Origin of the sequence: Halomonas shengliensis (genome assembly GCF_900104135.1) — a bacterium.
GTDB lineage: Bacteria > Pseudomonadota > Gammaproteobacteria > Pseudomonadales > Halomonadaceae > Halomonas > Halomonas shengliensis.
Window position 1 is genome coordinate 118925 of sequence record NZ_FNIV01000005.1, and the last position, 12606, is coordinate 131530.

Annotated in this window: 13 protein-coding genes; 5 read left to right on the top strand and 8 right to left on the bottom strand. The window is 66.6% G+C overall.

Annotated elements, in window-relative coordinates:
• The first annotated feature begins 68 nt into the window (after positions 1 to 68).
• From BLP95_RS09190 to BLP95_RS09200, 3 genes are all read left to right on the top strand, one after another.
• Complete coding sequence (locus BLP95_RS09190) at positions 69 to 584, top strand: TRAP transporter small permease subunit (protein ID WP_089678473.1); 516 nt, start codon at positions 69 to 71, stop codon at positions 582 to 584.
• Positions 581 to 1906: a TRAP transporter large permease gene (locus BLP95_RS09195; RefSeq protein ID WP_089678475.1), complete on the top strand. Its 1326-nt coding sequence runs from the start codon at positions 581 to 583 to the stop codon at positions 1904 to 1906. Before BLP95_RS09190 ends, BLP95_RS09195 begins: the two co-directional genes overlap by 4 nt.
• Positions 1907 to 2052: 146 nt before the next feature.
• Complete coding sequence (locus tag BLP95_RS09200; RefSeq protein ID WP_089678476.1) at positions 2053 to 2934, top strand: glutathione S-transferase N-terminal domain-containing protein; 882 nt, start codon at positions 2053 to 2055, stop codon at positions 2932 to 2934.
• A 12-nt stretch (positions 2935 to 2946) separates the two neighbouring features.
• Here BLP95_RS09200 and BLP95_RS09205 read toward each other — a convergent pair whose 3' ends face one another.
• Positions 2947 to 3423, bottom strand: coding sequence for a nucleoside deaminase (locus BLP95_RS09205; protein WP_089678478.1), 477 nt, complete (start codon positions 3421 to 3423; stop codon positions 2947 to 2949).
• A gap of 133 nt (positions 3424 to 3556) precedes the next feature.
• Between BLP95_RS09205 and BLP95_RS09210 the strand changes: the two genes are divergently transcribed.
• Positions 3557 to 3916 (top strand): hypothetical protein, encoded by a 360-nt coding sequence (locus BLP95_RS09210; RefSeq protein WP_089678479.1) that lies wholly within the window; start codon positions 3557 to 3559, stop codon positions 3914 to 3916.
• 56 nt (positions 3917 to 3972) lie between these two features.
• On the opposite strand, the gene BLP95_RS09215 is transcribed toward BLP95_RS09210, so the two are convergent.
• Both BLP95_RS09215 and BLP95_RS16875 read right to left on the bottom strand, forming a co-directional pair.
• Positions 3973 to 4575, bottom strand: a complete 603-nt coding sequence (locus tag BLP95_RS09215) for a hypothetical protein (protein ID WP_218118531.1) — start codon at positions 4573 to 4575, stop codon at positions 3973 to 3975.
• Between the two features lie 703 nt (positions 4576 to 5278).
• A complete protein-coding gene (locus tag BLP95_RS16875) occupies positions 5279 to 6319 on the bottom strand; it encodes a hypothetical protein (protein ID WP_176760264.1) in 1041 nt (346 codons plus the stop codon).
• Positions 6320 to 6469: 150 nt separating this feature from the next.
• On the opposite strand from BLP95_RS16875, the gene BLP95_RS09225 reads away from it, so the two are divergent.
• Positions 6470 to 7144, top strand: a complete 675-nt coding sequence (locus BLP95_RS09225) for a Fe2+-dependent dioxygenase (RefSeq protein ID WP_089678483.1) — start codon at positions 6470 to 6472, stop codon at positions 7142 to 7144.
• 182 nt (positions 7145 to 7326) lie between these two features.
• Here the strand turns inward: BLP95_RS09225 and BLP95_RS09230 are convergent, their stop codons facing one another.
• From BLP95_RS09230 to lgt, 5 genes are all read right to left on the bottom strand, one after another.
• A complete protein-coding gene (locus BLP95_RS09230; protein WP_089678486.1) occupies positions 7327 to 9645 on the bottom strand; it encodes a heavy metal translocating P-type ATPase in 2319 nt (772 codons plus the stop codon).
• A complete protein-coding gene (locus BLP95_RS09235) occupies positions 9642 to 11006 on the bottom strand; it encodes an APC family permease (RefSeq protein ID WP_089678488.1) in 1365 nt (454 codons plus the stop codon). Before BLP95_RS09235 ends, BLP95_RS09230 begins: the two co-directional genes overlap by 4 nt.
• Before the next feature lie 154 nt (positions 11007 to 11160).
• Positions 11161 to 11499, bottom strand: a complete 339-nt coding sequence (locus BLP95_RS09240; protein WP_089678489.1) for a hypothetical protein — start codon at positions 11497 to 11499, stop codon at positions 11161 to 11163.
• A 30-nt stretch (positions 11500 to 11529) separates the two neighbouring features.
• Complete coding sequence (locus BLP95_RS09245) at positions 11530 to 11733, bottom strand: DUF2933 domain-containing protein (protein WP_089678490.1); 204 nt, start codon at positions 11731 to 11733, stop codon at positions 11530 to 11532.
• A gap of 44 nt (positions 11734 to 11777) precedes the next feature.
• A complete protein-coding gene (gene lgt / locus BLP95_RS09250) occupies positions 11778 to 12599 on the bottom strand; it encodes a prolipoprotein diacylglyceryl transferase (RefSeq protein ID WP_089678491.1) in 822 nt (273 codons plus the stop codon).
• Positions 12600 to 12606 lie beyond the last annotated feature (7 nt).

Genomic DNA, 12606 nt, shown 5'->3' on the forward strand with positions numbered 1-12606 from the left:
GCAACAAGGAGGAGAGGCCGTCTGGCCTCTCCTCTGCTGTCTGGGCAAGGTCAACGGGAATCCATGACATGAGAGTCATCAACCTAATCGAGAGCCTGACTCGCCGAGCCGGCTGGGTCGGTGCGGTGCTGATCTTTCCCCTGATCGGCGCCCTGGTCTACGAGGTGTTCAGCCGCTATGTGATGGGTCGGCCTACCATGTGGGCCTTCGAGATCAGCTACATGGTGATGGGGGCCATCTTCATGCTGGGCATGGCGAACGCGCTTCGCGTCGGCCAGCACGTCAGCGTGGACATCCTCAGCCTGCAGCTGGGGCAGCGCAGCAATGCACTGGTGCGGCTGGTGGGCTACGTGCTGTTCCTGCCGATCCTGGTGTGGCTGGTCTGGGAGCTGTCGAAGTATGCCCTGGCCGCCTTCGAGTCCAACGAGCGCTCGGGGCGCTCGGCCTGGAATCCGGTGATCTGGCCGGTGTTCACCGTGTGGTTCGTCGGCTTCCTGCTGCTGGCGCTGCAGGTGCTGGCCGAGCTGCTCAAGTCCCTCGCCATCCTGACGGGGCGGCCGGTGGACGGGGAGGGTGAGGCATGAGCGATTACCTGGCCCTGCTGATGTTCCCGGCGCTGATGGCCTTCATCATCGCCGGCTTCCCCATCGCCTTCTCCATGATCGTGGTGGCTACGATCTTCGGCATCATGCAGTTCGGCGACGCCGCGGCCTACCAGCTGCTCACCAAGATCGAGGATACCGCCTCCAACTCCATCCTGGCGGCGGTGCCGCTGTTCATCTTCATGGGCGCGGTGCTGGAGCGCTCCGGCATCGCCGAGCGCCTGTTCGGTGCCATCCATCTCTGGACCACACGCCTGCCCGGCGGGCTGGGCGTCGGCGCCATCATCATGGGGACGCTGTTCGCCGCCTCCAGCGGCGTGGTGGGTGCCACCGAGGCGGTGATCGGCATGCTGGCAGTGCCGGTCATGCTCAAGCACCACTACGACAAGCGGCTGCTCTCCGGCACCATCTGCGCCAGCGGTTCGCTGGGCACCGCCATACCGCCCTCCATCACGGTGGTGGTGCTGGGCCCGGTGGCCGGGGTTTCGGTAGGGTCGCTGTTCAGCGGACTGCTGCTACCGGGCTTCCTGATGGCGCTGTTCTTCCTGCTCTACATCATCGGCGTGGCCTACCTGAAGCCGGAGATGGCGCCCCGGATCAAGGAGAGCGAAGAGGTCGCGCTGTTCGAGAAGTTGCGCATCACGCTGGTGGCGCTGCTGCCCACCATGGCGCTGATCTTCGTAGTGCTGGGCACCATCCTGATGGGGGTGGCCACGCCGACGGAGGCCGCGGCCTGCGGTGCCCTGGGGGCGGTGGTGCTGGCGCTGGCCTACCGCAACCTCACCCTGACGGTGCTCTGGCACGCGGCGATACGCACCATGAACATCTCCGCCATGATCCTGCTGATCGTGATGGGCGGCAGCATGTTCGCCGGGGTGTTCTTCGCCGCCGGCGGCATGGCCACCGTGCAGTCGCTGCTGATGGGCACCGGACTCGAACCCTGGATGATCCTGGCGCTGATCCTGCTGATCACCTTCATCGCCGGCTTCGTCCTCGACCTCATCTCGGTGGTGCTGATCATCATCCCGGTGGCGATGCCTGTCGTCCGGGCGCTCGGCTTCGACGAGATCTGGTTCTGCGTGGCGTTCCTGGTGGTGCTGCAGACCAGCTACCTGACGCCCCCGCTGGCGCCGGCGATCTTCTACCTGAGGGCCATCACGCCCCCCGAGGTGACGCTGCGCCACATGTATGCCGGCGTGGTGCCCTTCATCATCGCCCAACTGGTGGTGCTGGGGCTGGTCCTGGCCTTCCCGGCCCTGGCCATGTGGCTGCCGGATGCCATGAGCGGTCCTTCCTGGAAATAGCCGGAGTCGGCACGGCATGAGCAGGCGGCGGGGGCAACCTCGCCGCCTTTCTTGTGGGGGAATCTCTGGTGCCGGCGGGGCAGGACAGGCATGATGCGCCAGATCCACGTTGTTTCGACGCGCGCCCAGGGCGCCGGGAGGCCCGCATGACCCGTACCACCCGCCTGCAGGAGCTGATCCGCCTCCTGCGCCATCGCCGCGAGCCCATGCCCGGCCCGGAACTTGCCGAGGCGCTGGGCGTCTCGCTGCGCACCCTCTACCAGGAGGTCGCCGTGCTGCGCGCGGTGGGCATCGAGGTGGTCAACACGCCCGGCGAGGGCTATGTGTTGCCGCCCGAGGTGACGCTGCCGCCGCCGGCGCTGGCCGAGCCGGGTGCGCCAGGGAAGGCCGAGGGTGCCTCGGACGAGACGGCGCCCGCGGAGCTGGTGTTCTACACCAACCCGCTGTCGCGGGGTGGCATCGTGCACTGGATGCTCGAGGAGCTCGGCGTCAACTACCGCACGGTGCCGATCGCGTACGGCGCCGCCATGAAGTCGCCGGAGTACCTCGCCATCAACCCGCTGGGCAAGGTGCCTGCCATTCGCCACGGCGACACCGTGGTGACCGAGTCCGCGGCGATCTGCGCCTACCTGGCCGATGCCTTTCCCGAGGCGGAGCTGGCGCCGCCGACCGCCGCCCGGGGCGACTACTACCGCTGGCTGTTCCTCGCCGCCGGGCCGCTGGAGAGCGCCACCGCCCTCAATGACCTGGGCGTGGTGCCCACGCCGGAGCAGGCGCAGCGCCTGGGCTGCGGCGACTACTGGACGCTGGTGGAGACCCTGGCCGGCGCCGTGGCGGGCCGGCCCTTCATCGCCGGCGACGCCTTCAGCGCGGCGGATGTCTACGTGGGCTCGCACATCGGCTGGGGCATGCAGTTCGGCACCCTGCCACGTCGCCCCGAGTTCGAGGCCTACTGGGCGGGCCTGGCCGAGCGGCCAGCCCAGCGGCGCTGTGCGGCATTCATCGAGCAGGCGCGCATCACCGGCTGAGGCCGGCGCGCCTCAGGCGCCGTGCAGGCGGCGGTGCAGCTCGCGGATCCGCTCGGCGAAGGCCGGCACCGGCCCCTCGACCACCGCGTCCGGCACCACCTGCCGAATCGGCAGCGGGGCCACCGGCGCCGGGGCGACGCCCATCTCCTCGAGCCAGCCGATGAGCTGCTGGGTGGAGCTGGCGTAGACGATCCGCCCCAGGCCCACCCAGCCGTGGGCGGCTGCGCACATGGGGCAGTGCTCGCCCGAGGTGTAGACCGTGGCCCGGGCGCGCTGCTCGGGCGTCAGGTGCTCCGCCGCCCAGCGTGCCAGGAAGAACTCCGGATGCTGGGTGGCATCCCCGCCGGCCACATGGTTGTGGTCCTCCGCCAGCACCTCGCCGTCGCCGCTCACCAGCACCGAACCGAACGGCTCGTCGCCCGCCTCCAGGCCCTTCTCCGCCAGCGCCACGCAGCGCTCCAGGTGGGTCATGTCCGTGTCGTCGATCATGCTCAGGGCTCCTTGGGTCTCCGTGTGAGCCACCAGCATACGCCATGCGCGGCGCCGGCCAAGCCGGGTCCCGGTTCGGCACGGTCGCCTGCGGATGCCACACTGTGGCCACCCCCTTCCCGAGGAGCCAATCATGAGCAATGGACCCTATGGGCAACTCGCCTGCGGCTGCGGCGCCGTCACGCTGCTGGTGTGCGGTGCCCCCCTCGGCCACGCCCGGGATGCCGAGGATGAGCCCGTGAGCCTCTGGCCCGAGGAGGCCATCCAGCTCGGCCAGGGCGCCGATGAGCTCGCGGTGGTGCCGGATGCCCGGTGCCTGGCTGCCTGGCAGTGCCGGCGCTGCGGCGAGCGCCTGCTGTACGCCGATGACGAGGCCGGCGTGGCGGTGCTGGCGGACTCAGCGGAGGAGGGCGACGAGGCGGGCCTGGCGCTGACCACGTCTCAGCAACGCTGGCTCGCGGCGCTGGGCTATCGGGTCGACGTCGGGCCCTAGCGGCGGGGCATCGTGGGCGAAAGGGCAGGGGAGGCGGCCATGCCTCCCCTGTCGGCTCATAGGGTGCGCAGGTCGCAGCTCACCGCCGGGTTGAAGGGTGCCAGGTTGCCGCTCGGATTGGTGCGAAACCAGACATGCTGGTCGTAGTGGGGCTCGAAGCCATGGGCCTGGTCGCCGGGGATGGCCGGGTCATCCGCCATGTAGTCCCAGCGGCGGCCCAGGAAGCTCGGCGGCTCACTGTGGCCGGCCTCCTGCCAGGCCCGCACGAACACCAGGTTCTCGATGCCCACCAGCATCATGGCGCCGTCCGCCTGGGGTTCGTAGAGCAGGATGGCGGGGGTCATGAAGTCGGTATGGGTACCGTTGCCGTTCACGCGGGGCTCGGTGGTGGTGAGGCCCAGCAAGTCGGGGCGCAGGTAGTGGATGCCCATGTGCCCGAGTTCCGGTGGCAGGCCATGCGCACCGGCCTTGACGCATTCGCCGGAGGGATCCGGCACATAGCCTTCCGCCAGGGCCACGCTGATGTCCTCGAAGCGCTGCATGGCGGTGCGCAGCGTCTCGATCATTGCCTCGGTGTCGTCGGCCACCAGGGGCGCGGTCGGCAAGGCCGCCGCCGCAAGCCCGATGGCGAGGACGCCGCCCCGCAGGATGCCACTCATCTCGTGATCCTCCAGGTGCGCCGGTCTGCCCAGCTCACTGCTGGCGACCGGCACGAATGCGCTGCCTGCCGGTGCGGCAAGCCGAGCGCGAAGGGCGGTCCATCCCTATCACTATAGCCAGCGCGTAACCTCAGTGCCGCTACTGATCGAGGCCCTTGGAGCGTGGGCAGGGCAGGCATGGCATCCCGAAGCCCCCCGAGCTAGGCTGCAATGGCAAGGCAGGAGAGCAAGGCCCACAAAGGCCGGCGCAGGGGCAGGGATGCAGGATGATGATGTGACTCAGCAGACGCTACGCTTACCGGCGTTTTCTCGGACCAGGGACCAGGCCCCACTCCGAAAAAACGCCGGTCTTGTTTTGGCTCTCTTATGTCCGGATTTGAGCCAGGGGGACATTTTCGACCCGTCGCCCACTTTTGCTGCCGCAAATGCCTGGGCTGCCTCAAACGCATCTTCGCTGAGGCATTACACCAGTATTTCCTAAATTTCTGCTTCTGGCCGACAGCTGATGTGTCACGTGTTGCACTTGGTCATTGAGACCGCCCTATCTGGGTACAGATTAGGAACGATTGGGAAGCTCGTCATATATCGGACTGTCGCGCTAGGTCGACGACTGCCGTGAGTAAATAAAGGAAAAGGCCCGCCCCGACAGTGTCGGGGCGGGCCTCCCTCTGGGGCGTCGGCCCCTATTTCGATTGGCCTCGGCTCAGTACTCGCCGAGCTCCGCTTCCAGCTTGAACATCGCGGCCGAGAGCTCACCCAGGGTCATTACGGGCTCCTCGGGAGCCACGGCGGATGGCCAGGCCTTCAGCGCGTCTTCGTAGGCCGCCAGCAGCTCGCTGTAACTCTCGTCGTCATACAGGTCAGACTGCATTTCGAGCAGCGACTTGGCGGTGAGCACGAAACCGCGGCTGTCCTGGTACTCGAGTACATTGACGAACTGACCATCATCCACGGCTTCCTCGTACTCGTGCAGCGCCTGGCGAAGCAGTGCCAGCTGGACGCGGCTCTGGAAGGCCACATCCTCGCGTAGCTCGCCTTCGACGTCCTGCATGGCGGAATCGATGGCATCGATGGCCGCCGAGTAGGCGTCGGCATGGCCACCCCAATCGCCTCCTTCACGAGCCTGTTCGACCAGGGCCTCCAGTGTGCCCTCGAAATTCGTAACGTCGCGGTTCTCGAAGGCTGACTCCAAAGGCTCGTAGTGCTCGTGGAGGGGGTGACCGAAATGCGGCTGAGCGGCGGTCTGCTCACCGGCCTGATAGAGCTCACGCGCGACGGCCAGGTGCCCCTTCATCATGGCCAGGTTGGTGTAGTAGACACCGGGGTTGCTGGCGTCGATGGCGTGGCCGGCTTCACCCCCTTCGCCACCTTCACCACCAGTCGAGGCGTTCAGGTAGGTGAAGACCGCATAGGGATCGGCTGCAGTGCCGCCTTCACCGCCTTCACCGCCTTCACCGCCTTCACCGCCTTCACCGCCTTCACCGCCTTCACCGCCTTCACCGCCTTCACCACCTTCACCGCCTTCAGTGTGGTGGCCGGCCTCACCGCCTTCCCCACCTTCCTCTTGGGCATAGCCGGCTTCGCCTCCCTCGCCGCCTTGATCTGCGTGAACCAACAGCAGGTTGTCGGGGCCTTGGGTGAACTCATCTGGGACGCCGGTTTCGGCCCAGCTAGCTGCGCTGGTGCCCAGAAGAACGCTGGTACCGACGCCGACCCACAGCTTGGCGCGGATATTGTTGGACATTTGGGGTTCCTTATCGATTGCGATTGCCAGGGGATACGGCCATGCAGGCCATGGTCACAACGCCAATAGGGTGCCAAGTGAGAAAGAGTAATGCAAATGATTCACACTTGTTTATAATCGACTCTGAACCCTAACGACTGGAGCTCACACGTGATCCTCTGCATCGATCAGGCCATCTCCCCCGAGCTGCTGTCCCGCGTCAGGGCTACCCTGGCGGAAACCGACTTCCGCGACGGTCGGGAGACGGCCGGCTGGCATGCTCGCACGGTGAAACAAAACGAACAGGCCGATGGGCGACAGCCAGAGATCGCCGAGCTCCGCCAGGAAGTCGTCAAGGAGCTCCAGGCCAACCCTCTCTTTCAGATGGCGGCTCGTCCACGGCGCATGAAACCTTTGATGTTCAGCCGCTACCAAGAGGGCATGACCTACGGGAACCATGTCGACGATGCGATCATGGCCACCCCCCAGGGCGCCATGCGTACCGACCTGTCGTTCACCCTCTTCATCAACGACCCAGACAGCTACGACGGCGGCGAATTGCTCGTCGACTCGACCGCCGGTGAGCAGACCTACAAGCTACCGGCAGGCGCACTGATCCTATATCCCTCCTCGACGCTGCATCGGGTCGAGCCGGTCACTCGAGGTGAGCGTCTAGCCGTGGTGGGCTGGGTCCAAAGCCAGGTCCGTGACCCACAGCAGCGTGAGATCCTCTTCGACCTGGATACCACCCGTCGACAGGAGTTCGAGTCCAACGGTAAGACTCGTACCTTCGACATGCTCTCGAAGAGCCTGGCGAATCTGATAAGGATGTGGGCGGAAATCTGACGGCCACTGGCAAGCATCTGCCCTTCAGGAAAATGAAGGTTCGTTTTATGAAGGGCTCACCAGGCTGCGTGTACGCATCTGGCCGACATCGGATATGGCATGCCCGGTGGCGATGTCGCAAACGGGCACGCTATATCCTCTTGGGCGTTGCCAGTAGATGACTCTGCACCTCTCTCGCTTAGTCAGTCAGCGGACTTCAGCTTCACAAGCCTCAGACGCAGCGCGTTGGCGATCACGCTGACCGAGGAGAGGGACATCGCCGCGGCGGCGATGATCGGCGACAGCAGCATGCCGGTGAAGGGGTAGAGGATACCGGCGGCGATGGGCACCCCCGCGGCGTTGTAGATGAAGGCGAAGAAGAGGTTCTGGCGGATGTTGCGCATGGTGGCTCGCGACAGCCGGTGTGCCTCGACGATGCCGGTCAAATCCCCGCGCAGCAGGGTCACGCCAGCGCTCTCGATGGCCACGTCGGTGCCGGTGCCCATGGCGATGCCCACGTCGGCGGTGGCCAGGGCAGGGGCGTCGTTGACGCCGTCGCCGGCCATCACCACCACGCGACCCTCGTCACGCAGGCGCTCCACCACGCGCCCCTTGTCCTCGGGGAGCACCTCGGCCTCCACCTCGTCGATGCCCAGGCGTCGTGCCACCGCCTCGGCGGAGGTGCGGTTGTCGCCGGTGAGCATGACCACCCGAATGCCGTCGGCCTGCAGGGCTTGGATGGCCGCCTCGGTGGTCTCCTTGACCGGGTCGGCGATGGCTAGCAGGCCCGCCAGGCGACCGTCCACCGCGGCGAAGATCACGGTGGCGCCGTCGCCGCGCAGCCGTTCGGCCTCGTCTTCATGCTCGGCCAGGGCCACGCTCTCGCTCTCCATCAGCAGGCGGTTGCCCAGGGCGATCCGACGGCCGTCGACGTTGCCCACCACGCCCTTGCCGTTGGGTGAATCGAAGTCCGTGGCCTCCGTCGGCTCGACGCCATCCTCCTTGGCCCGCTCGACGATCGCCTGGGCCAGGGGGTGTTCGCTGCCGCGCTCCACCCCCGCGGCCAGACGCAGCAGCTCCTGCTTATCGAAGCCCTCGGCCGGGCGCACTTCGGTGACCCGCGGCTTGCCTTCGGTGAGGGTGCCGGTCTTGTCGACCACCACGGTGTCGACCTTCTCCAGGCGCTCCAGCGCCTCGGCGTCGCGGATCAGCACCCCCGCCTGGGCCCCTCGACCCACGCCGACCATGATCGACATGGGGGTGGCCAGCCCCAGGGCACAGGGGCAGGCGATGATCAGCACGCTGACCGCGGCGATCAGCCCGAAGGCCATGGGTGGTGCCGGTCCCCACAGCGACCAGGCGATGAAGGCCACCACGGCCACCAGGATCACTGCCGGCACGAAGACGCCGGCGACCCTGTCGGCCAGCCCCTGGATCGGCGCCCGGCTGCGCTGGGCGCTGGCCACCATCTGCACGATCTGCGACAGCATGGTGTCGCGGCCCACCTTGTCGGCGCGCATGATGAACGAGCCCTGGCCGTTGATGCTGCCGCCGATCACGCCGTCGCCGGCCTCCTTGCGCACCGCCAGCGGCTCGCCGGTGACCATCGACTCGTCGATGTTAGAGCGCCCCTCCAAGACCTCGCCATCCAGCGGCACCTTATCGCCGGGGCGCACGCGCAGGCGATCACCCACCTGGACCTTGTCCAGGGAGACCTCCTCCTCCTGGCCGTCGTCGTCCAGGCGGCGAGCGGTGGCCGGCGCCAGGTCGAGCAGGGCGCGGATCGCCCCGGAGGTCTTCTCCCGGGCACGCAGCTCCAGCACCTGGCCGAGCAGCACCAGCACCACGATCACCGCGGCGGCCTCGAAGTAGACCGCCACCGAGCCATCGGCCTGGCGGAAGGTCTCGGGGAAGATGCCCGGCACGATCGTCGCCAGCAGGCTGTAGATCAGCGCCGCCCCGGTGCCGATGGCGATCAGGGTGAACATGTTGAGGCTGCGCCGCACGATGGAACGCCAGCCGCGCACGAAGAAGGGCGCGCCTGCCCAGACCACCACGGGGGTGGCCAGCAGCAGCTGGATCCAGTTCGAGACCTGGGGGGCGATCAGGTGGTCGAGGCCGAACACATGGCCGCCCATTTCCAGTACCAGCACCGGCAGCGCCAGGACCAGCCCGATCCAGAAGCGCCGGGTCATGTCCTTGAGTTCCTCGGAAGGCCCGCTATCGGCGGTGACCGTCTCGGGCTCCAGGGCCATGCCGCAGATCGGGCAGTCCCCCGGCCCCTCCTGGCGGATCTCGGGGTGCATCGGGCAGGTGTAGATCGTGCCGGGTGGCGCCGGCTCGGCGGGGCTGTCGTCGCCCTGCAGGTAGGTGTCAGGGTCTCCTTCGAACTTCTGCCGACACCTCGCCGAGCAGAAGTACCAGGTCTTTCCCGCGTGACTGGCCCGGTGTTCGGTCTGGTGGGGATCGACCGTCATCCCGCAGACGGTATCCGTCACCTCGTGGGTGTGCGACTGGGTCATGCGCCATCCTCCCTGCTGTGGCTGTCACTCGCCTCGTGCGAATGAGCATGGTGGCCGGCGTCCTGGGCGGGCCGCCGGGAAAGAAAGGCGTATTCCGCCACCAGGATGATGGCCATCGCGGCGGCGGCAACGTAGAGCACCAGCGGGTCGGTGGTGGCCTTGACCCAGAGGAAGCCTGCCAGCACCACTAGGTCGAGGGCGATCGCGGCCAGCAGGATGGCCGGGCGTGCCGCCACGTCATCCCGCAGGTGGCGCAATACCCCCCAGTGGATGGCGATATCCATCACCAGGTAGAAGATGATGCCGAGTGCCGCGATGCGGCTCAGGTCGAAGAACGCCGTCAGCAGCAGGCCGAGCACGATGGTATAGACCAGGGTGTGCTTCTGGATGCTGCCCGGCATATGGAAATGGCGATGCGGCACCAGCTTCATCTCGGTCAGCATCGCCAGCATCCGCGACACCGCGAAGACGCTGGCGATGATGCCACCTGCCGTGGCCAGCATGGCAAGCAGCACGGTGAACCAGACGGCGGCCTCCCCCAGCGCGGGACGTGCGGCGGCGGCCAGCGAGTAGTCCTTGGTCGCGATGATCTCCGTCAGTGACAGGTTGCTGGCGACGGCGAGGCCCACCAGCGCATAGATCACCACGCACAGGGCGATCGAGACGATGATGGCCCGGCCGACGTTACGGTGGGGATCGCGGATCTCGGCCCCGCTGTTGGTGATGGTGGTGAACCCCTTGAAGGCCAGGATGCCGAGCGCGGTGGCCCCCAGGAACCCGGAGACGCCGGGCGCCGGCGCCTCGGCCGTGGCCCGGATACCGATGGAGTCGGCCACCAGCACGCCCACCACGCCGAACAGGATGATGCCACCGATCTTGATGACCCCCAGCACCGACGCCACGCCCTGGATCAGCTTGTTGGCGGAGAGGTTGATGAGGAAGGCGGCGATCAGCAGGCCGACACCCAGCGCCGGCACCAGCAGCGAGCGGTTACCCCCATCGAACAGCTCCAGGCTATAGGAGCCGAAGGTCCTCGCCAGGAAGCTCTGGGCGATCACCATGGAGAAGTACATCAGCAGCGCATGGAAGGCCGTGGGCAGGGTGGGCCCATAGGCCTTGTGAAGGTACATGCCGATGCCGCCGGCCGACGGGTAGGCATTGGACATCTTGACGTAGGAGTAGGCGCTGAAACTGACGATCATGGCCGCCGAGAGGAAGGCCAGGGGAAACAGCTCGCCGGTCATCTCGGCCATCTGTCCGGTCAGCGCGAAGATCCCGGCACCGATCATCACGCCGGTTCCCAGGGCGATGGCCCCGACGAGGGAGAGGCTGTTCTTCTGGTACTGAGGCGACCTGTCCATGCATCTCCTTGCGTGTCGATAGGGGCGAGTGAGGCAGCGAACTGCCAGGCGTGCTGTGCCAGGGGCAGCAGGCTCTGTCTTCCATCCTAGAACCCTTGTGTTACCCAAGGGTCAATGGCCTGCCGGTGCGGCTCCTGTCTCGTCATCTCGCCTGTCAGTGGCAGCTCCAGGGTTTCTGTCTGGCATTGTCCTTCACGTTCTGGTCGATGAAGCGGTAGTAGTCTTCCTTGATCCGGTTCCAACGTCCGGCGCCGATGTCCACGCCATGCCGTGCCAATACCGCCTCGATATCGTCGATACACAGCCGCTTGGCATCGTAGGCCAGGTGGAGCTTGTGGTGCTGCGGATCGTAGGTCACGCCGTCGAGGCCGGACAGCGCGTCGATCTCGGTCACTGCCGCCGCGATATACCTTGACGCCTCGGACGTTACCTTCAGCGAGCGAGTGACCAGGGACGCTTGTGACACGCCAGGGCGATGGTCGTGATGTGACATGGTCAACCTCCCTTCTCTGCTAGCGAATAGTCAGTCATCGTCGCCATGATCCTGCTGGCCACCGTGGTGGCGATGGAGGAAGAGATGCATCAGCGGGCAGGCGAGCAGCAGCAGCGGCAACGCCTGGTAAAGATGTAATCGCTGGCCGGTCACCAGCAGGTAGCCGCCCACGGCGAGGATGCCCCCCAGCGGCAGCCAGACCATCATCAGGCGGCGTTGTGCTCTCTTCCCCATGGCGTTCTTCCGGTGGTTTGGGTGTGAAAGGAATCGAAGCGACGCTACGTCGATGGTCGGCCGGTGCTGGCGACGGCATCGATCGTGTCTCGACGCTGGGACGCGATCAGCAGGAGCAGTCCCGCCGCCATCATGGGCAGGGAGAGCAGCTGCCCCATGGTGAGCCAGTCGAAGGCGATGAAGCCCAGTTGGGGGTCGGGCAGGCGCACGAACTCGACGGCGAATCGAAAGACGCCGTAGAGCACCAGGAAGAGCCCCGAGACGATGCCGCGACGGCGTGGTCGGGCGGAGACCCACCACAGCACGACGAACAGCACCACGCCCTCCAGGGCAAACTCGTAGAGAGCCGATGGGTGGCGTGGCTGCGAACCAAGCCCCATCATGGAGGGGAAGACCATCGCCCAGGGAACATCGCTCACGCGTCCCGGCAACTCATGGTTGATGAAGTTGCCCAGCCGCCCGGCGCCTAGGCCAATCGGCACCAGCGGTGCGATGAAGTCGGTCAGCTGGAGGAAGGCCAGGCGATGGCGGCGGGCAAACCACCAGGCGGCGACCAGCACGCCGGCAAGACCACCGTGAAAGCTCATCCCGCCTTCCCAGAGCCTGAACAACCAGAGCGGATCGTCCGCCAACTGATCGAGGCCGTAGAAGAGCACATACCCCAGTCGACCGCCGAGGATGATCCCCACCGCGCCATAGAAGATCAGGTCGCCGATATCGTCATGGGTGAGGCCGAGCCGGTGGGCACGTCGTCTGCCCAGCCACCAGGCTGCGGCCAGCCCCACCACGTACATCAGCCCATACCAGTGGATGCTCAGTGGGCCCACCGACAGTGCCACCGGATCGATCTGGGGGTAGGGGATCATGCGTCGC

Bases quoted from the DNA above. Each gene is read 5' to 3' on its own strand.
- BLP95_RS09200 (WP_089678476.1), top strand. From the start codon at position 2,053: ATGACCCGTACCACCCGCCTGCAGGAGCTGATCCGCCTCCTGCGCCAT.
- BLP95_RS09205 (WP_089678478.1), bottom strand. From the start codon at position 3,423: ATGATCGACGACACGGACATGACCCACCTGGAGCGCTGCGTGGCGCTG.
- BLP95_RS09210 (WP_089678479.1), top strand. From the start codon at position 3,557: ATGAGCAATGGACCCTATGGGCAACTCGCCTGCGGCTGCGGCGCCGTC.
- lgt (WP_089678491.1), bottom strand. From the start codon at position 12,599: ATGATCCCCTACCCCCAGATCGATCCGGTGGCACTGTCGGTGGGCCCA.
- BLP95_RS16875 (WP_176760264.1), bottom strand. From the start codon at position 6,319: ATGTCCAACAATATCCGCGCCAAGCTGTGGGTCGGCGTCGGTACCAGC.
- BLP95_RS09190 (WP_089678473.1), top strand. From the start codon at position 69: ATGAGAGTCATCAACCTAATCGAGAGCCTGACTCGCCGAGCCGGCTGG.
- BLP95_RS09235 (WP_089678488.1), bottom strand. From the start codon at position 11,006: ATGGACAGGTCGCCTCAGTACCAGAAGAACAGCCTCTCCCTCGTCGGG.
- BLP95_RS09215 (WP_218118531.1), bottom strand. From the start codon at position 4,575: ATGAGTGGCATCCTGCGGGGCGGCGTCCTCGCCATCGGGCTTGCGGCG.
- BLP95_RS09230 (WP_089678486.1), bottom strand. From the start codon at position 9,645: ATGACCCAGTCGCACACCCACGAGGTGACGGATACCGTCTGCGGGATG.
- BLP95_RS09240 (WP_089678489.1), bottom strand. From the start codon at position 11,499: ATGTCACATCACGACCATCGCCCTGGCGTGTCACAAGCGTCCCTGGTC.
- BLP95_RS09245 (WP_089678490.1), bottom strand. From the start codon at position 11,733: ATGGGGAAGAGAGCACAACGCCGCCTGATGATGGTCTGGCTGCCGCTG.
- BLP95_RS09195 (WP_089678475.1), top strand. From the start codon at position 581: ATGAGCGATTACCTGGCCCTGCTGATGTTCCCGGCGCTGATGGCCTTC.